21 protein-coding genes are annotated in these 20,189 nt (G+C 61.6%); 2 read left to right on the forward strand and 19 right to left on the reverse strand.

Annotated features, from left to right (window positions below; genetic code table 11):
• Positions 1 to 4 precede the first annotated feature (4 nt).
• The 15 genes from rodZ to ubiT form a co-directional block, all read right to left on the reverse strand.
• A complete protein-coding gene (gene rodZ, locus ABNP46_RS12180; RefSeq protein WP_349918078.1) occupies positions 5 to 964 on the reverse strand; it encodes a cytoskeleton protein RodZ in 960 nt (319 codons plus the stop codon).
• On the reverse strand, positions 954 to 1,745 hold the full coding sequence (tapF, locus tag ABNP46_RS12185; RefSeq protein ID WP_349918079.1) for a PilW family type IVa pilus biogenesis/stability lipoprotein TapF: 792 nt from the start codon (positions 1,743 to 1,745) through the stop codon (positions 954 to 956). The genes rodZ and tapF overlap by 11 nt, the downstream gene beginning before the upstream one ends.
• 11 nt (positions 1,746 to 1,756) lie before the next feature.
• The gene (locus ABNP46_RS12190) at positions 1,757 to 2,860 is read right to left on the reverse strand and encodes a bifunctional tRNA (adenosine(37)-C2)-methyltransferase TrmG/ribosomal RNA large subunit methyltransferase RlmN (protein WP_349918081.1); all 1,104 of its coding nucleotides are present in this window, start codon (positions 2,858 to 2,860) and stop codon (positions 1,757 to 1,759) included.
• A 167-nt stretch (positions 2,861 to 3,027) separates the two neighbouring features.
• Positions 3,028 to 3,456 (reverse strand): nucleoside-diphosphate kinase, encoded by a 429-nt coding sequence (ndk, locus tag ABNP46_RS12195; RefSeq protein ID WP_349918083.1) that lies wholly within the window; start codon positions 3,454 to 3,456, stop codon positions 3,028 to 3,030.
• A 279-nt stretch (positions 3,457 to 3,735) separates the two neighbouring features.
• Positions 3,736 to 5,019 carry an aminopeptidase PepB gene (gene pepB / locus ABNP46_RS12200; RefSeq protein ID WP_349918085.1) on the reverse strand — a complete coding sequence of 428 codons (1,284 nt, stop codon included), beginning with the start codon at positions 5,017 to 5,019 and terminating at the stop codon, positions 3,736 to 3,738.
• 100 nt (positions 5,020 to 5,119) lie between these two features.
• On the reverse strand, positions 5,120 to 6,424 hold the full coding sequence (pepB, locus tag ABNP46_RS12205) for an aminopeptidase PepB (RefSeq protein WP_349918087.1): 1,305 nt from the start codon (positions 6,422 to 6,424) through the stop codon (positions 5,120 to 5,122).
• Positions 6,425 to 6,592: 168 nt separating this feature from the next.
• Positions 6,593 to 6,931 carry an ISC system 2Fe-2S type ferredoxin gene (fdx, locus tag ABNP46_RS12210; protein ID WP_349918088.1) on the reverse strand — a complete coding sequence of 113 codons (339 nt, stop codon included), beginning with the start codon at positions 6,929 to 6,931 and terminating at the stop codon, positions 6,593 to 6,595.
• Between the two features lies 1 nt (position 6,932).
• Entirely contained in the window at positions 6,933 to 8,780 is a 1,848-nt protein-coding gene (gene hscA / locus ABNP46_RS12215; RefSeq protein ID WP_349918090.1) for a Fe-S protein assembly chaperone HscA, read from the reverse strand.
• 28 nt (positions 8,781 to 8,808) lie between these two features.
• On the reverse strand, positions 8,809 to 9,327 hold the full coding sequence (hscB, locus tag ABNP46_RS12220; protein ID WP_349918091.1) for a co-chaperone HscB: 519 nt from the start codon (positions 9,325 to 9,327) through the stop codon (positions 8,809 to 8,811).
• A gap of 86 nt (positions 9,328 to 9,413) precedes the next feature.
• Positions 9,414 to 9,737, reverse strand: coding sequence for an iron-sulfur cluster assembly protein IscA (gene iscA / locus ABNP46_RS12225; RefSeq protein WP_042076614.1), 324 nt, complete (start codon positions 9,735 to 9,737; stop codon positions 9,414 to 9,416).
• A 15-nt stretch (positions 9,738 to 9,752) separates the two neighbouring features.
• Complete coding sequence (iscU, locus tag ABNP46_RS12230) at positions 9,753 to 10,136, reverse strand: Fe-S cluster assembly scaffold IscU (protein ID WP_005299770.1); 384 nt, start codon at positions 10,134 to 10,136, stop codon at positions 9,753 to 9,755.
• 53 nt (positions 10,137 to 10,189) lie between these two features.
• Entirely contained in the window at positions 10,190 to 11,404 is a 1,215-nt protein-coding gene (locus tag ABNP46_RS12235; protein WP_349918092.1) for an IscS subfamily cysteine desulfurase, read from the reverse strand.
• A gap of 56 nt (positions 11,405 to 11,460) precedes the next feature.
• Positions 11,461 to 11,964 (reverse strand): Fe-S cluster assembly transcriptional regulator IscR, encoded by a 504-nt coding sequence (gene iscR / locus ABNP46_RS12240; protein ID WP_349918093.1) that lies wholly within the window; start codon positions 11,962 to 11,964, stop codon positions 11,461 to 11,463.
• 93 nt (positions 11,965 to 12,057) lie between these two features.
• Positions 12,058 to 12,783, reverse strand: coding sequence for a tRNA (cytosine(32)/uridine(32)-2'-O)-methyltransferase TrmJ (gene trmJ, locus ABNP46_RS12245; protein WP_349918095.1), 726 nt, complete (start codon positions 12,781 to 12,783; stop codon positions 12,058 to 12,060).
• 366 nt (positions 12,784 to 13,149) lie between these two features.
• Entirely contained in the window at positions 13,150 to 13,665 is a 516-nt protein-coding gene (gene ubiT / locus ABNP46_RS12250; protein WP_349918097.1) for a ubiquinone anaerobic biosynthesis accessory factor UbiT, read from the reverse strand.
• Positions 13,666 to 13,853: 188 nt separating this feature from the next.
• Here ubiT and ubiU point away from each other — a divergent pair, with 188 nt between their 5' ends.
• Together ubiU and ABNP46_RS12260 are read left to right on the forward strand one after the other, a co-directional pair.
• Positions 13,854 to 14,849 (forward strand): ubiquinone anaerobic biosynthesis protein UbiU, encoded by a 996-nt coding sequence (gene ubiU, locus ABNP46_RS12255; protein WP_349918099.1) that lies wholly within the window; start codon positions 13,854 to 13,856, stop codon positions 14,847 to 14,849.
• A gap of 79 nt (positions 14,850 to 14,928) precedes the next feature.
• Entirely contained in the window at positions 14,929 to 15,801 is an 873-nt protein-coding gene (locus tag ABNP46_RS12260; protein WP_349918100.1) for a U32 family peptidase, read from the forward strand.
• A gap of 64 nt (positions 15,802 to 15,865) precedes the next feature.
• On the opposite strand, the gene nlpI is transcribed toward ABNP46_RS12260, so the two are convergent.
• The 4 genes from nlpI to secD form a co-directional block, all read right to left on the reverse strand.
• Positions 15,866 to 16,807, reverse strand: coding sequence for a lipoprotein NlpI (nlpI, locus tag ABNP46_RS12265; protein WP_349918102.1), 942 nt, complete (start codon positions 16,805 to 16,807; stop codon positions 15,866 to 15,868).
• A gap of 89 nt (positions 16,808 to 16,896) precedes the next feature.
• Positions 16,897 to 17,265: a rhodanese-like domain-containing protein gene (locus ABNP46_RS12270; RefSeq protein WP_349918104.1), complete on the reverse strand. Its 369-nt coding sequence runs from the start codon at positions 17,263 to 17,265 to the stop codon at positions 16,897 to 16,899.
• A 108-nt stretch (positions 17,266 to 17,373) separates the two neighbouring features.
• Positions 17,374 to 18,321: a protein translocase subunit SecF gene (gene secF, locus ABNP46_RS12275; RefSeq protein ID WP_349918105.1), complete on the reverse strand. Its 948-nt coding sequence runs from the start codon at positions 18,319 to 18,321 to the stop codon at positions 17,374 to 17,376.
• A 9-nt stretch (positions 18,322 to 18,330) separates the two neighbouring features.
• On the reverse strand, positions 18,331 to 20,184 hold the full coding sequence (secD, locus tag ABNP46_RS12280) for a protein translocase subunit SecD (RefSeq protein WP_349918107.1): 1,854 nt from the start codon (positions 20,182 to 20,184) through the stop codon (positions 18,331 to 18,333).
• Positions 20,185 to 20,189 lie beyond the last annotated feature (5 nt).

Raw genomic sequence — 20,189 nt, forward strand, 5'->3', positions numbered from 1 at the left:
CTGATTACTCCTGCGGCAGTGAGAAGCGAGCAGTCCGGCCGTTGTTGTAACGGCTCATGTCGAAGGACTTGCCCTTGTATTCGAGATTGACTGCCATGGGCGCGCCAATGATGAATTTGAGTGGCTCGGGTCCTTCCAGCACCAGTTCGTCGTTCGCCTTCTTCAGACCGCTGAACAGGGTCTTGCCGTTAGCATCCTTGACATCCAGCCAGCAGTCGGCGGTGAAGCTCAGCTTGAGTTGGGGCACACCGGCCGACTCGGTCGCGGCCTCGTCTGCGGGGGCCGTGGTCGCGGCAGCGGCTGATGCCGCCTCAGTGTCTTGTGCGGCACTCGCACTCGGTGCATTGCCCGCATCGGCCAGCACAGGATCCGTGGTGACAGCGCCGCTCACGGCAACATCGGTTGCCTCGGTGCTTACCGCATCAGAGGCGGCGGGCAGCTCAGGGGCAGCCACATCCACGGTGGGAGGCGTGAGGCTGTCATTGGGGGCCTGTTCTGTTGCACTTATTTCGGTGGCGGCCAGGGCTTCTTCACCGGCGGAGCGACGGGCCGTGCTCTGCCACCACCAGGCGATGGATAGCCCGATCAAGACCAGGATCACCAGCCAGGTCACGACCTTGAGCCGACTGTCGTTGGCTTGCTGGCGGGAGCGGCGGGAGAAGCTCTGCATGTCGATGTTGTCCGGCGGCGTCAGACCCAGCCGTTCGTAGGCCGAGAGAATGGTCTCTTCCGGGATCCCCACCAGCTTGGCATAGGCGCGCAGGTAGCCGCGAATGAAGGTGTGGGAGGTGTGCTTGTCGTAGGTATCCGCCTCGATGGCGGCGATCAGGGTCAGACGAAGGTGAATGCGGGACGCAACCTGCTCTCGCGTCCAGCCGAGCTGTTCACGGGCGTTGCGCAGCAGCTGGCCTGGGCCCACTGCCTGGGAGTCGTCTTGAGAATCGTGTGGCTGTTCAGTAGTCATTGGCTAAGTAACGCTTGGCTTGTTGCGAAGTGGGATATTGCCTTACCAGCTCAGTCCCGAATTGGTGAAGTAATGCCGGTTTGTCCATGGCCTGGGCCAGCCGCAGCCGGAGCCAGAGGCTCTCCTCGTTCTCTTCTGCCACATCGGCATAGCGCACGAGGTAAGACTGCACATCAGGCAGCTTGCCATCTTTCATGGAAAGCTCGGCCATGTCCAGCAATAACCTTGGATTGCGGGGATTATACCCCAAGGCCAGACGATAGTACTCGCCGGCCTTATCATTTCTATGATTTTGCAGTGAACAGAGCGCCGCATTCTCGTAGGTATCGGCGATCTTGACGTAATCCGGTTGGCTGACCGCCTGCAGGAATGCCTTGTCCGCCTCATCGAAGCGGCCACGGTTGCACAGGAAGGCACCGTAGTTGTTCATCGCGTCAGCATTGGACGGATCCATGGAGAGCGCCTTCTTGTAGCTCTCTTCGGCCGCCTTGAAATCTTCCACCTGCTGGTAGAAGTAGGCGAAGCCGATATAGACCTGAGGATTGCCGGGATCGTACTGGAGGGCGCGGTCGAGATTGAACTTTGCCTGTTCGGCATTGCCCTGGCGAAGATATTGGATACCCAGATCGAGGCGGGTCTGGGCAGCCGCCTTGAGATCGGGGCCCACCTCGCGCTGGGTCGAATTCTGGCCAGCGTAAGTGGTTTCGGTAACACAGCCGGGCAGCGCGCTGAGCGCTGCCACTATGATCAATGTACGGATATCCATTCCCTGACTATACAATGGCTTAGCGGTTAAACCATTTTGACGGAAATCCCATCCTGTTGCATCCGATTTTTCATGGTGCGCTTGGTGCGGTCAATCACCTCCCCCACCAGCTGGCCACAGGCCGCATCGATGTCATCCCCGCGGGTCTTGCGCACGATGACGGTCAGGTCATATTCCATCAGCACCTTGGAGAAACGGTCGATGCGACTGTTGCTCGGCTTGCCGAACGGATTGCCCGGGAAGGGGTTGAACGGGATCAGGTTGATCTTGCAGGGGGTGTCTTTGAGTACCTTGGCCAGCTCATGGGCATGCTGCATGTCGTCATTGATATGATCGAGCAGCACATACTCCACGGTCACCCGACCGCCGTTGGCGTTGGACTTGGCCAGATAACGGCGTACCCCGGCGAGGAAGTCCTCGATGTTGTACTTGTCGTTGATCGGCATGATCTCGGAGCGCAGCTTGTCGTTCGGTGCGTGCAGGGAGATCGCCAGCGCCACGTCAATCTGGTCGCCCAGCATGTCCAGGGCCGGTACCACGCCGGAGGTGGAGAGGGTCACGCGACGCTTGGAGATGCTGAAACCGAAGTCATCCATCATCAGCTTCATGGCCGGTACCACGTTGGCGAGGTTGAGCAGCGGCTCACCCATGCCCATCATCACCACGTTGGTGATGGGGCGTTTGCCGCCCACGATCTTGGCGGCGCGCCAGACCTGGCCGATGATCTCGGAGACTTTCAGGTTTCGGTTGAAGCCTTGCTGAGCGGTGGAGCAGAAGGTACAAGCCAGGGCACAGCCCACCTGGGAAGAGACGCACAGGGTGGCGCGTTCCGCCTCGGGGATATAGACGGTTTCCACCTCCTGATCCCCCACCTGCATGGCCCACTTGATGGTGCCATCGGTGGAGCGTTGCTCGCGGCTCACCTCGGGGGCGCGGATCTCGGCGATGGTCTTGAGACGCTCGCGCAGCGCCTTGTTGACGTTGCTCATCTGATCGAAATCATCACAACCAAAGTGATAGATCCACTTCATTATCTGATCTGCCCGGAACGGCTTCTCGCCCAGTTCGACGAAGAAGGCACGCATGGCATCCCGATCGAGATCCAGCAGGTTGGTTTTTGTTGCGCTCATCAAGGGCCTCAGCTCACACACTTCATAAATTATTGGCTGACCGATGTCAGGGGGCGGCATTGTACAAATAATGGGTCTGGCTTTCCACCTGGAGAATAAGTGGATATGGCGCAAATGACCAAAAAACAAAAGGGAGCCGAGGCTCCCTTGATGATATTGGGTGACAATCAGCCGCGGGGGCAGATTTCCCCTTCGGAGAAGAAGTAGGCGATTTCGCGGGCGGCAGAGGCCGGGGCGTCGGAGCCGTGGACGGCGTTGCGATCGATGCTCTCGGCGTAGCAGGAACGCAGAGTACCGGCCAGGGCCTCTTTCGGATTGGTGGCGCCCATGATCTCGCGATGACGACGAATGGCGTCTTCCCCTTCCAGCACCTGTACCATGACGGGGCCGGAAGTCATGAAGGCCACCAGGCCGTCATAGAAAGGCTTGCCCTGGTGCTCGGCGTAGAAACCGGCGGCTTGTTCGCTGGTCAGGTGCAGCATCTTGGCGGCGACGATTTTCAGACCGGCGCTCTCGAAGCGGCTGTAGATGGCGCCGATCAGGTTCTTGCTGACCGCATCCGGCTTGACGATAGAGAAGGTACGTTCGATAGCCATTGAGTTCTTTCCTTAACTACAGAGTTTTATTGTAGGAATCCATGTTCGGCGGCGATTATACGTAAACAAAAACCGAAACAACACACAAAAAAGCAACTTTTTATTAAACAAATGCCTCTTTGAAACAACATGGTGACTCATCTTGTCCCAGGGCAGCAGGAAAAAATGTGCGCTTGCGCACGATAGCTTGCTTAACCAGTTAAAAGTGACGCTAACGCTCATTTATCCGGCGCCATGGAAAAGGGCACCGTCCGGTGCCCTTGCGATACGTCATGCTACTTAGCGAGTCTCCGCCAGCAGGGTGTGCGCTATGGTGCGCATTCCCAGGGTGTTTGCTCCGGGTGCCCAGAGGCTGTCGCCGTTGTCGCTGAAACAGGCGGCAAGGTCGACGTGCAGCCACCCCTGCCCCTCGCCCGGCACGAAGCGGGAGAGGAAACCCGCCGCGTTGGAGGCCCCGCCCGGGCCGCCCCCCGGCACCGGTCGGCTGTTGGCGGTATCGGCGTAGTGGGACGGGCACTGCTGGCGATGCCAGGGTTCGAGCGGCAGCGGCCAGGCCGGCTCCTGCTCTGCATCCGAATAGGCCATGGCCCGGCTCACCAGCCCCTTGTCCAGCCCGAACAGGGCATTGTAGCGCCCCCCCAGCGCCATCACGGCCGCTCCGGTCAGGGTGGCGGCGTCGATGATGAGGGGAGCACCGGATTCTCCGGCGAGCTGCAGGCCATCCGCCAGTACCAGACGCCCCTCGGCATCGGTGTTGACGATTTCCACCGTGGTGCCGTTCTTGTAGGTAAGGATGTCACCCAGCTTGTAGGCATGGCCGGAGACCAGGTTCTCGGCGCAGCAGAGAATGAGCTTCACCCGCTTGTCCAGCCCCCGCAGGATGGATAGCGCCAGGGCGCCGGTGACGATGGCGGCCCCCCCCATGTCATGCTTCATGGTCAGCATGCCCTGGGAGGTTTTCATGGAGTAACCGCCGGAGTCGAAGGTGATGCCCTTGCCCACCAGGGCCGCGGCCACCGGCGCCTTGGGATCCCGGCTCGGGTTGTAGTCAAGCTCCAGCAGCACGGGCTCGCGATCGCTGCCGCGGCCGACCTGGTAGATGCCGACCCAGCCCGCCTGCTGCAACGCCTCTCCCTTGAGGATGCGGTGGCTGACGCGATCCGGTGCCAGTTCGGTGATGAAGGCTGCCGCCTCCACCGCCAGATCCAGCGGTCCCAGCTGCTCCGGGGTGGCGTTGGTCACCTCCCGCACCCAGCGCCCGCACAGCCAGCGCGCCTCCAGCTCCTCCCTGTCCTCTTCGGACGAGGTGGCCCATTGCAGTTCCACCTCGGCCTTGGGGGTCTGCAGACCCTGGGCGAAAGCCCACTGCTGCTCACGCTCCCAGTGACCGCACAGGGCGACCTTCTGGATCCCCTGGCTGCACAGACGACGAGCCGCCTGCTGGATATCCAGCAAGGGGCTGGCGGTCACCAGATGGATCACGGCACCATCGGCACGGTGGGACAAAAGGGCGCCCTCTCCCCACTCGGGGGCGGCAAATTCACGGCTCAGCCAGATGTTCATTCCGCCTTCTCCTTCAACCTGGGGACAATCAGGGATGCGCAGGCCCGGCCTGCCAGCAGGGAATACCCTTCAGGGCTCCACCCGCAGTACAAACTCATGTTCATTCAGCCACCTCCTGCAACCAGCGGGCGATGGTGCGCAGGCCATGGCCCTTGGCGCCGGTGGCCCAGAGATCGTTGCCGGATTTTTGGTAGGAGGCAGCCAGGTCCAAGTGCACCCAGCCCTGCCCTTCGCCGCGCACGAAGCGCGACAGGAAGGCCGCCGCGGTGGTCGCACCGGCAGTGCCTTCGGCAGACGCGACGTTGCCCAGATCGGCGAAGGCCGAGGTGAGCTGGCCCGCATGCCAGGATTCCAGCGGCAAGGCCCAGGCCTTCTCGTTTTCTGCCCGGGCGGCGGCCAGGGCACGCACCTGCTCCGCCTCATCCAGGGCAAACACGGCGTTGTAGTCGCGGCCCAGCGCCGTCTTGGCGGCGCCGGTCAGGGTAGCGGCGTCCAGAATATAGGCGGCGCCGTTCTCGCTCGCGGCCAGCAGACCGTCCGCCAGCACCAGGCGACCTTCCGCATCCGTGTTCTGGATCTCCACCGAGATGCCGTTGCGATAGGTCAGAATGTCGCCGAGCTTGAAGGCGTGGCCGGAGACCAGGTTCTCGGCGCAGCAGAGGATGAGCTTCACCCGCTTGTTCAAGCCACGGCTGATGGCCAGCGCCAGGGCGCCGGTCACCATGGCGGCCCCCCCCATGTCGGACTTCATCGGCAGCATGTTGTCGGAGGACTTCATGGAGTAGCCACCGGAGTCGAAGGTGATCCCCTTGCCCACCAGGGCCGCCGTCACCGGGGCGTTGGCATCCCCGGTCGGGTTGTAGTCAAGCTCCAGCAGCACGGGCTCCCGCTCGCTGCCCCGACCCACGGACCAGATCCCGATATGACCGGCCTCGCGCAGCGCCTCACCGGCAGTGATGCGGGCGGTGACACTGTCCCCCGCCAGACCGCGGATGAGCAGCAGGGCGGACTCCGCCAGGCTCATGGGGTAGATGGCCTCGGGGCAGCCGTTGGTCACCTCGCGCACCCAGCGGGTCGCCTTGACGAGGGCCGCCAGCTCAGCGGCCTCGGCATCATCCTGCTCACCAAACGCCAGCACCCGCTCTCCCTTGGCGGCATAGAAGCCCTGGGAGAAGGCGTACCGCCGCTCCAGATCCCAGCCCCCGGCGGCCAGCTCGACCCGCTTGATGCCGCTCGATTCGAGGCGGCGGGCGGCGCGCTGGATGAGGCGCAGCACCTCCTTCTCCTGGGTGGTTGCTCCCAGGTGGATCAGGGCCTCATCGCCGCTGAAACTGAGTGATGCCCCCTCGCCCCAGTGGGCGGCGGCGGCGTCGGTGGACAACAGGACTTTCATCTTCTCTGCCATTTAGCTTGCTTCCTTTTCTCGGCACTATTTATTCGATCGAAGTCGTTCAACCTGGGGAATGCGGGCATACAAAAAAGGCCGTCCCCCGAGAGGGTCGGCCTTCACCATATCATCATTGCACCGCCCGATGCTGCACGTGCAATTCACTCATGTGTAATTAACGGCGCATCAATGGCGCTCGGAGGCGAGGTTGAGGGTGTACTTGGGCAGCTCCACCACCAGATCCTCATCCGCCAGACGGGCCTGGCAACTCAGGCGGGACTCGGGCTCCAGTCCCCATGCCTTGTCCAGCATGTCGTCTTCCAGCTCATCGCTCGGTTCGAGGGAGTCAAAGCCTTCACGCACGATGCAGTGACAGGTGGTGCAGGCACAGGACTTCTCGCAGGCGTGTTCGACCTCGATGCCGTTGCGCAGGGCGATGTCGAGGATGGTCTCACCGACTTGTCCTTCGAGGGCGGCGCCCTCCGGGCAGAGTTCGGGGTGAGGCAGAATGATCACTTTTGGCATATTACACCTTGTTGACGTTTTGGCCGGTCAGCACCTTGCGAATGGAGGCATCCATGCGACGGGCCGCAAACTCGCCACTGGCAGCATCCGCCGCCTCGATGGCATCTTTGATTTGATTGGTTGTGCCGCTGGCACGCATGGCCAGCAGATGAGCAATGGCGGCATCGATCTCGGCGCGCTCGGCGGCATTGAGCAGAGCCTCGCCATCGGCAGCCAGGGCGGCATTGAGGCTCTCCACCACCCGATCCGCTTCCACCTGCTGCTCCGCCAGCATGCGGGCATCCATGTCTTGCTGGGCATTGGCGATGGAGGCGCTCAGCATGCTGAGAATATCCTCCTCCCCCAGGCCGTAAGAGGGTTTTATCTGGATTTCGGCCTGCACACCGGATGATTTCTCCATGGCGCTGACCGACAGCAGTCCATCCGCATCCACCTGGAAGGTGACCCGGATGTGGGCGGCGCCCGCCGCCATGGGCGGAATGCCGGTCAGAGTGAAGCGGGCGAGGGAGCGGCAATCTGCCACCAGTTCGCGCTCACCCTGCACCACGTGAATGGCCATCGCGGTCTGACCGTCCTTGAAGGTGGTGAACTCCTGGGCACGGGCCACCGGAATGGTGGTGTTGCGCGGGATCACCTTCTCGGCGAGGCCCCCCATGGTCTCGAGCCCCAGGGAGAGCGGGATCACATCCAGCAGCAGCATCTCGGCATCCGGCTTGTTGCCCACCAGAATGTCCGCCTGGATGGCGGCGCCGATGGCTACCACCTTGTCCGGATCGATGCTGGTGAGCGGGGTGCGGCCGAAGAAGGTCCCCACCTGTTCGCGCACCAGAGACACCCGGGTGGAGCCCCCGACCATCACCACTTCCAGCACTTCCACCTGCTCGAGCCCGGCATCGCGCAAAGCGCGGCGGCAGGCCTGCAGGGTGCGCTTGACCAGCGGCAGGATCAGGGCATCAAACTGGGCGCGGGTCATCTCCCCCTGCCAGCCGGCAAAGGTGCAGGACACGCTGTCTGCATCGGTCAGGCCGTGCTTGAGGTTGGCGGCCACATCCAGCAGTTCGCGCTGGGTGCGGGCGTCGAGCTGACCACTCAGGCCGGCCTGTTCCTTGATCCAGTCCGCCAGCAGGTGATCGAAGTCATCACCGCCAAGCGCCGAGTCGCCGCCGGTGGCCATCACCTCGAACACGCCGCGATGCAGGCGCAGGATGGAGATGTCGAAAGTGCCGCCACCGAGGTCATAGACCGCGATCACCCCTTCCTGACCGGAGTCGAGGCCGTAGGCGATGGCCGCGGCGGTGGGTTCGTTGAGCAGGCGCAGCACGTGCAGGCCCGCCAGCCGGGCCGCATCCTTGGTACCCTGACGCTGGGCGTCATCGAAATAGGCGGGCACCGTGATGACCACGCCGTCGAGCTCGCCACCGAGGGCGGCGGCGCCGCGTGCGGCCAGGGCCTTGAGGATTTCGGCTGACACCTGGACCGGGTTGACCAGCCCCTGACGGGTCTGCAACTGGGGCATGCCGTTGTCGCTGGCCACAAATTCATAGGGCTGCTGGCGGGTATCAATGTCCGCCAGTGCCTTGCCCATCATCCGCTTGACCGAGACGATGGTGTTGTGGGGATCTTGCGCCGCTTCGCGCTTGGCGTCGAAGCCGACCCGGATGGCCGCCTCCTGGTAGTGCACCACCGAGGGCAGCAAGGCGCGCCCCTGCTCGTCGCAGAGGGTATCTGCCTGACCGCTGCGCACGGCGGCGACCAGGGAGTTGGTGGTGCCGAGATCGATGCCGACGGCACGTTTATGCTGATGAGGGGCGGCGCTCTGGCCGGGCTCGGCGATTTGCAGTAATGCCATGGGTAATCACAATTCCAGCGTTAGGGGATCAAGACTCGAACAACGAGTCTTCGAACCGTTCCAGCTCCTCGAGGAGCTTGTCGACAAATTTGAGTTTGCGCACGCAGTCGGCGGCGTCCAGATCCTCGCCCGTGGCCAGGCTCTGGGTCAGCTGCTGCATCAGGGCGCGGTGATCATGCCCTATCTCGCGGCGAAAATCTTCGATGGCGCCCTCAGGATCCGCCTCGCCCTTGAGATCCGCCAGACGCTCGCGCCACTCCAGCTGCTGCATCAGGAAACCGGTATCTTGCAGGGTCTGCTGCTCGCCACGAATGTCGGTGCCCCGCAGGGAGAGCAGATATTCGGCCCGGCGCAGGGGGGACTTGAGGGTGGTAAAGGCGTCGTTGATCTGGGCGGCACGCTGCACGGCGGCCAGCTGCTCCCGCTCGGGGGCGGTGGCGAAACGATCGGGGTGGAACTGGGTCTGCAACTGGCGGTAGGTGTCGGCCAGTTGGCGGGTATCGAGCTCGAAGCCCTGTGCCAGCCCGAACAGCTCGAAATGATTCATTCTGTGTCCTTAGACTCGAAGGCTTGCGCCTTGCTCACCATCAACCTTGAACGGCAGAGCCGGCAGCAGGCTGCCGGCTCCATCATTTAGACGCTGAAACTCTCGCCACAACCACACTCGCCCTTGGCGTTGGGGTTGTTGAACTGGAAGCCCTCGTTGAGGCCCTCCTTGACGAAGTCCAGCTCGGTGCCATCCAGATGGATCAGGCTCTTGGCATCGACGATGATCTTGACACCCTTCTGCTCGAAGACCTGATCTTCGGCGGCCAGCTCATCCACGAACTCGAGCACATAGGCAAGACCCGAACAGCCGGTCGTCTTGACGCCGAGGCGCAGGCCGATGCCCTTGCCCCGGTTGGTCATGAAAGAGGAAACCCGTGCCGCTGCGGCATCTGTCATGGTTATGGCCATACTGCTCTCCGAACCTTAAAGACCTTTCTTCTGCTTGTAATCGGCGATGGCGGCCTTGATGGCATCCTCCGCCAGGATGGAGCAGTGGATCTTCACCGGCGGCAGGGCCAGCTCTTCGGCGATGTCGGTGTTCTTGATGCCAGCCGCTTCGTCCAGGGTCTTGCCCTTGACCCACTCGGTCACCAGGGAGCTGGAGGCGATGGCGGAGCCGCAGCCGTAGGTCTTGAACTTGGCGTCTTCGATGATGCCGTCGTCGCTGATCTTCAGTTGCAGTTTCATCACGTCGCCACAGGCCGGGGCACCGACCATGCCGGTCGCGATGCTGGGATCATTCTTGTCAAAACCACCCACGTTGCGGGGATTCTCGTAGTGGTCGATTACTTTTTCACTGTAAGCCATATCTAACTCCTGCTAATTCTGTTGTTCACTCAACCCTTGCCGCTGGCAAGGGATCAGTGATGAGCCCATTCGACCGTGTTCAGATCGACACCGTCCTTGAACATCTCCCACAGGGGGGACATCTCGCGCAGACGGCCGATGGAGTCACAGATGAGCTTGACTGCGTAGTCGATCTCTTCTTCCGTGGTGAAGCGACCGATGCTGAAGCGGATGGAGCTGTGTGCCAGCTCGTCGTTCAGACCAAGGGCGCGCAGCACGTAGGAAGGCTCCAGGCTGGCGGAGGTACAGGCAGAACCGGAAGAGACCGCCAGATCCTTGAGTGCCATGATGAGGGATTCCCCTTCCACATAGGCGAAGCTGACGTTCAGGTTGCCCGGGACGCGCTGGTCCAGATCCCCGTTGATATAGACTTCTTCGATATTCTTGATGCCGTCCCACAGACGCTGGCGCAGGGCCATGATGTGCTGGCTCTCGCTCACCATCTCTTCCTTGGCGATGCGGAAGGCCTCGCCCATGCCGACGATCTGATGAGTCGGCAGGGTGCCGGAGCGCATACCGCGCTCGTGGCCGCCACCGTGCATCTGGGCTTCCAGGCGCACACGGGGCTTGCGACGCACGAACAGGGCACCGATCCCTTTCGGGCCGTATACCTTGTGAGCGGACATGGAGAGCAGGTCAACCTTGAGCGCTTCCACGTCGACCGGGATCTTGCCCACGCTCTGGACCGCGTCCACGTGCAGCAGGATCTTGCGGGAGCGGCACAGCTCGCCGATGGCGGCGATGTCTTGCACCACACCGATCTCGTTGTTCACATGCATGATGCTCACCAGTATGGTGTCATCGCGCAGGGCACCTTCGATCTGTTCGATGGTGAACAGGCCGTTCGGCATCGGCTCGAGGTAGGTCACCTCGTAGCCTTCACGCTCCAGCTGACGGCAGGTATCGAGTACCGCTTTGTGCTCGGTCTTGGAGGTGATGATGTGCTTGCCCTTGCCAGCATAGAAATGGGCGACGCCCTTGATGGCCAGGTTGTTGGATTCGGTTGCGCCAGAGGTAAAGACGATCTCGCGCGGATCTGCACCGATCAGTTCTGCCACTTGATTACGGGCCAGATCGACAGCCTCTTCGGCCTGCCAGCCGAAACGGTGGGAGCGGGAGGCGGGGTTGCCGAACAGGCCGTCCATGGTGAGGCACTGCATCATTTTTTCTGCGACACGCGGGTCCACCGGACAGGTTGCCGAATAATCAAGGTATATAGGCAGTTTCATGTTTTTCTCCGTTACGACGGGGTCACACAGCGACCCGTCGTGGAAAGCACGTTTGTTTATAGTTGGACTTTTAAGCTCACATCACCGCGTTCGGCCCGTTCAACTAGGGACAACACGGTCTTCATTTGTTCATCTTGCTTGCCGGCGATGCGACGCACATCGGCCTGGCCAACCAGCTCCGCCAGGGTGATGTCACCGAGGAAACTGGAGATACGCTCGCTGAGGTCACGCCACAGGGAGTGGGTCAGACACTGGGTACCACCATGGCAGCCCCCCTTGCCCAGACACTTGGTCGCATCGACCGACTCATCCACCGCGGTGATCACCTGACCGACCGAGATGTCGCCGGGTGCCAGACCGAGGCGATAACCACCGCCCGGGCCGCGCACGCTGCTCACCAGTCCATGCTTGCGCAGGCGGGCAAACAGCTGTTCCAGATAGGACAACGAGATGCCCTGGCGCTCTGAAATATCGGCAAGGGGTACGGGCCCCTGCTCTGCATGCAACGCCACGTCGAGCATGGCGGTCACTGCGTAACGTCCTTTTGAGGTCAGTCTCATATGCCTTACCGTCTTGCGAACAAATCAATATGGGCACATGGTCACATACCCGACTAAATCAGTCAAGTATATGCTTGAGTAAATTAGTCGGGATTATCCTTGCGGTCGGGATTTGTTCACCGAGGTCAGGATGCCGCGCAGTATATTCAGCTCCACCGTCTCCGGTCTGGCCCGGTTGAACAGACGGCGCAGCTTGCTCATCACGTGACCGGGGTGGTCGTCACTGATGAAACCGGTCTGCTGCAGGGTCTGCTGCAGGTGCTGATAGAACCCTTCCAGCTGCTCGGCCGTGGGGTAGTCGAGCTCGGGCTCCGCCACCACGGAGTCCTGCGTCTGCAACCAGTGCATGCGCACCTCGTAGCAGAGGGTCTGCACCGCCATGGCCAGATTGAGGGAGCTGTATTGGGGATTAGCCGGAATGGCGACGTGGTAGTGGCACTTTTGCAGCTCGTCGTTGGTGAGACCGGTGCGTTCACGGCCAAACACCAGGGCGACCGGGTGGATCGCAGCCTCCATTACGGCTTTATCCCCCGCTTCACGGGAGTCCAGCATGGGCCAGCTCAGGGTGCGGGAGCGCGCGCTGGTACCGATGACCAGGCCGCAACCGGCGATAGCCTCTTCCAGAGTCGGGACGATGCGGGCATTGGCCAGGATGTCGCTGGCACCGGCCGCCAGGGCAACGGCGTTCTCATCCGGCATCTCCTGGGGATCCACCAGTACCAGCTGGGTCAATCCCATGGTCTTCATGGCCCGCGCCGCGGAGCCCATATTGCCGGTGTGAGAGGTGTTTACCAAGATGATACGAATCTGATCCAACATGCCCAGTCAATCTTCAGTCAAAAATGGCGCGCAATTGTAACATAACCAATCGCTATTTTGGCACCGCTTCTGAGCCCGGATTTCAGAACAAAAATGACCACGCGTATAACCAGAGGGCATGAGAGGAGGAGCGTTGCAGGTGAACCCTGGCAGGCCGGGATGGATCACTCGGCGCCCTCCTCATCTCCCCTCCCCGACGTGCTGAGTCACGGCCCGCGTGCTATCTGCGGGTCTGCGCCGGACTGCCGCATCTGCCCGGCATATCCCAATACCCGGCTACCTTGCCCCAGGGACGGTTGCGGCTTCCGGGCCCGGCGTCAGCACAGGCACCACACGCAGGGAGTGGCGCCGCATCTGTGGCGCAATTCAGGTCGCCGGCGCGGCCACAGGCTCCTGCACGGAGCGGGCGCGTTCGATCAGGGTCGCCATGTCGATCAACGGATACTTCATCAGGGCGGGCAAACCGTCGAGATCCAGGCTGTCCATCAGGTTCTTCACCTCGAGGCCGAGCTCGGTATTGCCCTCTATCTTCAGCTTGCGCTGGAAGAAGAGGGAATCCGGATCCTCCCGCCGGCCGGCGATCAGGATAAGATCCTGGCTGCAGCCACTGAAGCAGACGTCCGCCTGCTCGCAGTCGCGGGCCACCACCAGCTTTCCCTCCCGCTCGCTGATAAACCAGCAGAGTTCGAGATCCGTCACCTCGACTTTGAGCCACTTGCCCGCGAGGAACGCGAAATCACCATCCGCAATGGCTTCCTTGAACACCTGGGCCAGCAGGCTCTCCATCAGGTGTTGCTGGGCGCTGAAGGGCACCAGTTTGAGGGGTCGACGCAAGAGACGGGGGGCCTGTTCGACCAGGCGACGTTGCAGTTGTTGAAACACGATGTACTCCCAGTTTTTTGCGCATTCAAACACAGGGAGATGAGCAGGATCCTGTTGAAAATCAAACTTGCGCCCACTTACCTCTAGAAGGGTAAAGCCACCTAAAGCTGCCTCAGGTCAAAAAGTGGGAGCGCGCCCGTGCATACAATCGGGCCACTTTTGCATTTTTGCCCTCTCGGAGCGTACCGATGGAATTACTCTGCCCGGCAGGCAGCCTGCCGGCACTGAAGACCGCCGTGGATAACGGCGCCGATGCCGTCTATATCGGCTTCAAGGACGACACCAACGCCCGCCACTTCGCCGGCCTCAACTTCACCGACAGCAAGCTGGAAAAGGCGGTGGACTACGTGCACCAGCACGGCCGCAAGCTGCACATCGCCATCAATACTTTCGCCCACCCGGGCTCAGATGCGAGGTGGAAGCAGGCGGTGGACAGAGGCGCGGCCCTCGGTGCCGATGCCCTCATCATCGCCGATCTCGCCGTGCTCGATTACGCCAGCCGCCGCTACCCCGACATGGAGCTGCATGTCTCGGTGCAGGCAAGCGCCACCAATGCCGCCGCCATCCGCTTCTATCAGGATCACTTCAACGTCGGCCGGGTGGTGCTGCCCCGGGTGCTCTCCATGCATCAGGTCAAGCAGTTGGCCCGCGAGACCGACGTCGGCCTCGAGGTGTTCGCCTTCGGTAGCCTCTGCATCATGGCGGAGGGGCGCTGCTACCTCTCCTCCTACATGACCGGCGAGAGCCCCAATACCGTGGGAGCCTGCTCACCGGCCAAATACGTGCGCTGGGAAGAGACCCCCGGCGGCCTCGAATCCCGCCTCAACGAGGTGCTGATCGATCGCTACGGCCCGGGGGAGAACGCCGGCTACCCGACCCTGTGCAAGGGGCGCTTCGAGGTGGACGGTCAGACCTATCACGCCCTGGAAGAGCCCACCAGCCTCAACACCCTGGGCCTCTTGCCCGAGCTGTGCCAGACCGGGATCCAGTCGGTCAAGATTGAAGGGCGTCAGCGCAGCCCCGCCTACGTGGAGCAGGTAACCCGGGTCTGGCGCGCCGCCATCGACAGCTATCTCGCCAACCCCGAGGGCTACAGCGTCAGGAGCGAATGGGATGCCCAGCTCGCCCGTGTCTCCGAAGGCAGCCAGACGACCCTGGGTGCCTACCATCGCCAATGGCAATGACAGGAGGCCCCATGCTCCGTTCCCCCCATCAAGGCTGGCCTATTTTTCACTGCTTTCATGACAGCAAGGAGCACAACTAATGCAATTCTCTCTCGGCCCCCTGCTCTTCTACTGGCCCAAGGCCGACACCCAGTCATTCTACGAGGCCGCCGCCCGGAGTCAGGCCGACATCATCTATCTGGGGGAGACGGTGTGCAGCAAGCGCCGCGAACTCAAGGCGGATGAGTGGATTGCCCTGGCCCGCGAGGTAGCCAGCTCGGGCAAACAGGCGGTGCTCTCCACCCTGGCGCTCATCTCGGCCCCGTCCGAGCTCAAGGAGGTCAAGCGACTGGTAGACAACGGCGACCTGCTGATTGAGGCCAACGATCTGGGCACCGTCCAGCTCGCCAGAGAGGCCGACCTGCCGTTTGTCTGCGGCCCGGCCATCAACGCCTACAACGCCGATGTGCTGCGCATGCTGCTCAGAAGCGGAATGCAGCGCTGGGTGATGCCGGTGGAACTCTCCCGGGACTGGCTGGTGCAGCTGGTGCAGGATCTGGGGGCCGATCGCCAGCGCTTCGAGGTGGAAGTCTTTGCCTACGGCCACCTGCCGCTCGCCTACTCGGCCCGCTGCTTCACCGCCCGCTCCCTCGACAAGCCCAAAGACAACTGCGAGCTCGCCTGCATCCACTATCCCAACGGCCGTCTCGCCCACAGCCGCGAGGGGCAGAAGGTGTTCAACCTCAACGGCATCCAGACCCAGTCCGGCTACTGCTACAACCTCGGCAACGATCTCAAGGGAATGGCAGACCTGGTGGACGTGGTGCGCCTCTCCCCCGAGGGGATGGACACCCTGGATATGCTGGCTCGTTTCAAGGCCAACCAGCAGGGTCAGGCACCGCTTTCCCTGCAGCAGGAGCACGACTGCAACGGCTACTGGCGCCAGATCCCCGGCATGAGCCTGGTGGGATAACCGCCAACGCGCAGACAGCAAAAAGGCCTCGTGATGAGGCCTTTTTTACGGCTTACCTCCGGGGTCAGGAGGCTTGCTTGCTCTTCTGTGCGCTCGGGGCGCCGGGCGGCACGGGTTTGCGGGCCATCAACTCCAGCTCCAGCAGGGCATAACGATGCTCGATGAAGTCGTAGACGTTGTTGGCAAGGGCTAGCTTGAAATAACTGATGGCTTCCTTGCGGTTGCCCTTGGCCAGTTCAAACTTGCCGAGGTAGAAGTAGGTCTCGCACAGGCGCTCGGCGAGCTCCCGGTTGTCCTTCACCCCTTTCACCACGTTGCCCATCAACTGGGTCGCATTGATCTCGCCGGTGTAGAGGCGAACCAGATCCCAGTTCCAGGCGTCGTCATCGTACTTGTTGAGGCGCTCGCGCATCCGGCTCATGGCCGCCGAGGCATCCAGCTTCTGCTCGGCCAGATAGAGCCAGATCACCCGGTAGGGATCTTCCGGCTGCGCCTCGTAGAAGCGCTTCATGTCGGCCGCCGCAAGTTCGGGACGATTGCCGTAATAGAGCGCAATGCCACGGTTGAGATAGGCATAATCATAATCCGGGGCCAGCTCCAGCGCCGAATCGAAGGCCTCGTAGGCCTCGTCATAGTTCTGCTGCTGCACCAGATAGACACCGATGAAGTTGTACGCCTCGGCAAAATCGGGTTTCTCCCGCAGGGCGCGGTTGAAATCCAGTCTGGCCAGGGAACGCAACCCCACTCTGTCAAACACCACGGCACGCTCATAGAACAGCTCGGCACGCTGTTCCGTCGTCAACTCCATTTCACTGAGCATCTGCCCGAGTCGCGCCAGCGCCAACTCGCTCTGGTAGGAGACCTGCAAGGGGGTCGCCAATACCAGCGAAGCGGGTTGCGGCTTGGGAACTTGAGGAGCTGCAACCTGACTGCTACTGCTGCAACCCCACATGGGGAGCAACAACAGGATACCCGTGAGGTATCCAATCCCTATCCTGACGTTCAATGAACACTCCGACGCTTACGCTTGACCCGCATATGGTAAAGGTCAGCCGAGACTTTGTCATGTGGCTGAGCCCCTCTCCCTCAAATAAATCAGGATTCGACAGGGTATCCGGCGTCACTCCAACCGCGAAAGCCTCCATCGACACTGACCACTCGGGTGTAGCCCATCTTCTGCAGGTTCTCCGCCACCAGAATGGAGCGAAATCCCCCCCCACAATAGAGGTAGAGCTCGGTGGCGGGGTCGGGATAGCGCGTTTCGATATCCCGCTCTATCACCCCGCGGCCGAGGTAGGTCGCCCCCGGCAGATGGCCCCTCGCCCACTCGCTCTCCTCGCGCACGTCGACCAGATGAAAGTCGCGGCCCTCATCCTGCCAGCGCTTGATCTGATGTACGTCAGTTTCTTTCACTTGCGGGCGTATGGCCTCGACCAGTGCCAGAAAACGGGGGTTATGTTGCATGGCTTGCTCCTTGCACTCGTTGTAGCCCGAGCGGATTGCTCACTGTCGCCGAGTATCATGACTCAGTCGAGCCATAAGAGAAAGGGCGCCTTGCGGCGCCCTTGTCGTTTACGGCAGGATCTCTTGCTGATCCGCGCCCTCTTTTTCCACCTGGGTCGGCAGCATGTGCTCCCGCTTGATCCCGAGGAACATGGCAGAGGCGCTCGCCACATAGATGGAGGAGTAGGTCCCGAAGGCCACCCCGATCACCATGGCGATGGCAAAGCCGTGGATGAGCGGACCGCCCTTGAGCAGCAGCGCCACCACCACCACGAAGGTAAGACCAGAGGTGATGATGGTCCGGCTCAGGGTCTCGGTCATGGAGAGATCCATGATTTCGGCGGTATCCCCCTTGCGCACCTTGCGGAAATTCTCCCGTACCCGGTCGAACACGACGATGGTATCGTTGAGCGAGTAACCCACCAGCGTCATCAACGCCGCCAGTACGGTCAGGTCGAACTCGTACTGGAAGTAGGCAAAGATGCCAAGGGTGATGATGACGTCGTGGGCCAGGGAGAGGATCCCCCCCGTCGCCAGACGCCACTCGAAGCGCACCGCCACGTAGATCAGGATACAGAGGATGGAGGCCAGCATGGCCAGCGCCCCGTCTGTCGCCAGCTCGTCACCCACTGAGGGACCGACGAACTCCACGCGCTTGAGCACGGCACTCTCGTCGATGAGTTTGGCGGCCGCCAGCACTTCATTGCCCTGCTGTTCGACCTTGACCCCCTCTTGCGGAGCCATGCGCACCAGAACGTCACGGCTGGAGCCGAAGAATTGCAGGGTCGCCCCTTCAATCTTCTGCTGATCCAGCGCCTCGTGCATCTTGTCCAGGCTCACCGATTGCTGGAACCCCACTTCGATGGTGGTACCACCGGTGAAATCCAGGCCCCAGTTCAGGCCGCGATCGAACAGGATGTAGAGGGCGAACACCGTCACCAGAGCAGAGAGCACCATACCCGTCTTGGCGAAACGCATGAAGGGGATGGGCTTTTCAAAATGTAGAATTTGAAACATGTCTCTTCCTTAGATCGGCAGCTTGTCGATGCGCCGTCCACCCCAGGCCAGGTTGATAATGGCGCGGGATACCGTGATGGCGGTGAACATGGAGGCGGTCAGACCAATCCCCAGCGTCAGGGCGAAGCCCTTGATGGCGCCGGTACCGATACCGAACAGGATCACGCAGGTGATGAGCGAGGTAACGTTGGAGTCGGCGATGGTGGAGAAGGCGCGATCAAAGCCCATGTGAATGGCTTGCTGCACCCCGCGACCATTGCGGATCTCTTCACGAATACGCTCGTAGATCAGCACGTTCGCATCCACCGCCATGCCCAGCGTCAAGACGATACCGGCGATGCCCGGCAGGGTCATGGTGGCCCCCGGGATCATCGACATGATACCGACGATGAGTACCAGGTTCATGGTCAGCGCCAGGTTGGCCACCCAGCCGAAGGCGCGGTAGTAGATCCCCATGAACAGCACGATCACCAGCATGGCCCAGCCGATGGCTTCCATACCGCTGTCGATGTTCTGCTGACCCAGGCTCGGGCCTATGGTGCGCTCTTCCACGATCTGGATCGGGGCGATCAGGGCACCGGCACGCAGCAGCAGCGCCAGGTTGTGGGCTTCGTTGGCGTTGTCGATGCCGGTGATGCGGAACTGGCTACCCAGACGGGACTGGATAGTCGCGACGTTGATCACCTCTTCCTGCTTGCGGAACTTGCGCTTGCCATCCGGACCCGGTTGGCCCACCGGCTTGTACTCGATGAAGACGGTCGCCATGCCCTTACCAACGTTGTCCTTGGTAAAGTTGGCCATCTTGTTGCCGCCCTGACTGTCGAGCTTGATGTTGACCTGGGGACGGCTGTATTCATCGAAACCGGACTGGGCACCCACGATGTGGTCACCGGTCAGGATCACGCGCTTTTGCAGCACCACGGGACGACCGTTGCGATCGTTGTACACCTTGGAGCTCGGCGGTACCCGGCCACTGGCGGCGGCCTGGATATCGGCGGTCTCATCGACCATGTGGAATTCCAGGGTCGCGGTCGCGCCCAGGATCTCCTTGGCACGGGCGGTGTCCTGGATCCCAGGCAGTTCCACCACGATGCGCTCGGCACCTTGCTGCTGGACCAGCGGCTCGGCCACCCCCAGCTCGTTCACCCGGTTGCGGATGATGGTGATGTTCTGCTCGAGGGCGTACTTCTTCACTTCCTTGATCTTGGCTTCACTCAAGGAGGCCAGCAGGATGAAGTCATCCCCCTTCTGCTCCGTGGTAAAGGTCAGATCCGGATTCTGGCGACGCAGGAAGGAGACCGCCTTGGACTGATCTTCCTCTTCGCGGAACACTACCTGCACCTGATCGCCGACCCGGCGCACGCCGGAGTAACGGATCTTCTGGGTGCGCAGCTCGGTCCGGAAATCCTGCACCATCTGCTCTTGCTGCTTGGTCAGCGCCTCGGCCATGTCCACTTCCATCAGGAAGTGCACACCACCGCGCAGGTCAAGACCGAGCTTGAGGGGTGCCGCACCGATGGCTTCGAGCCAGGCGGGGGTGGACGGGGCCAGGTTGAGGGCCGTGATGAAGTTGTCGCCCAGCTTGTTGGCGACGACATCACGTGCTTTCAACTGATCTTCGGTGTTATTGAAACGAACCAGGATGAAGCCGTGCTCGAAGGCAGCATGTTTGACCGGGATCTTGGCCGCGTCGAGCGTCTCCTTCACCTGATCGAGCGTCTCGAGTTTGACTTCGGCACCACGGCTGGCAGATACCTGCAAGGCCGGGTCTTCGCCGTAAAGATTGGGGGCTGCATATAGAAAACCGATGGCGATCACCACGACCACCATCAGGTATTTCCACAGCGGATAGCGATTTAACACGCTGT

The sequence above is a fragment of the Aeromonas veronii genome, assembly GCF_040215105.1.
In the GTDB taxonomy this organism is placed as follows: domain Bacteria; phylum Pseudomonadota; class Gammaproteobacteria; order Enterobacterales; family Aeromonadaceae; genus Aeromonas; species Aeromonas veronii_G.

Coding starts and splice junctions, on each gene's coding strand:
- rodZ (WP_349918078.1), bottom strand. CDS start 964: ATGACTACTGAACAGCCACACGATTCTCAAGACGACTCCCAGGCAGTG.
- ABNP46_RS12190 (WP_349918081.1), bottom strand. CDS start 2,860: ATGAGCGCAACAAAAACCAACCTGCTGGATCTCGATCGGGATGCCATG.
- ndk (WP_349918083.1), bottom strand. CDS start 3,456: ATGGCTATCGAACGTACCTTCTCTATCGTCAAGCCGGATGCGGTCAGC.
- pepB (WP_349918085.1), bottom strand. CDS start 5,019: ATGAACATCTGGCTGAGCCGTGAATTTGCCGCCCCCGAGTGGGGAGAG.
- pepB (WP_349918087.1), bottom strand. CDS start 6,424: ATGGCAGAGAAGATGAAAGTCCTGTTGTCCACCGACGCCGCCGCCGCC.
- fdx (WP_349918088.1), bottom strand. CDS start 6,931: ATGCCAAAAGTGATCATTCTGCCTCACCCCGAACTCTGCCCGGAGGGC.
- hscA (WP_349918090.1), bottom strand. CDS start 8,780: ATGGCATTACTGCAAATCGCCGAGCCCGGCCAGAGCGCCGCCCCTCAT.
- hscB (WP_349918091.1), bottom strand. CDS start 9,327: ATGAATCATTTCGAGCTGTTCGGGCTGGCACAGGGCTTCGAGCTCGAT.
- iscA (WP_042076614.1), bottom strand. CDS start 9,737: ATGGCCATAACCATGACAGATGCCGCAGCGGCACGGGTTTCCTCTTTC.
- iscU (WP_005299770.1), bottom strand. CDS start 10,136: ATGGCTTACAGTGAAAAAGTAATCGACCACTACGAGAATCCCCGCAAC.
- ABNP46_RS12235 (WP_349918092.1), bottom strand. CDS start 11,404: ATGAAACTGCCTATATACCTTGATTATTCGGCAACCTGTCCGGTGGAC.
- iscR (WP_349918093.1), bottom strand. CDS start 11,964: ATGAGACTGACCTCAAAAGGACGTTACGCAGTGACCGCCATGCTCGAC.
- trmJ (WP_349918095.1), bottom strand. CDS start 12,783: ATGTTGGATCAGATTCGTATCATCTTGGTAAACACCTCTCACACCGGC.
- ubiU (WP_349918099.1), top strand. CDS start 13,854: ATGGAATTACTCTGCCCGGCAGGCAGCCTGCCGGCACTGAAGACCGCC.
- ABNP46_RS12260 (WP_349918100.1), top strand. CDS start 14,929: ATGCAATTCTCTCTCGGCCCCCTGCTCTTCTACTGGCCCAAGGCCGAC.
- ABNP46_RS12270 (WP_349918104.1), bottom strand. CDS start 17,265: ATGCAACATAACCCCCGTTTTCTGGCACTGGTCGAGGCCATACGCCCG.
- secF (WP_349918105.1), bottom strand. CDS start 18,321: ATGTTTCAAATTCTACATTTTGAAAAGCCCATCCCCTTCATGCGTTTC.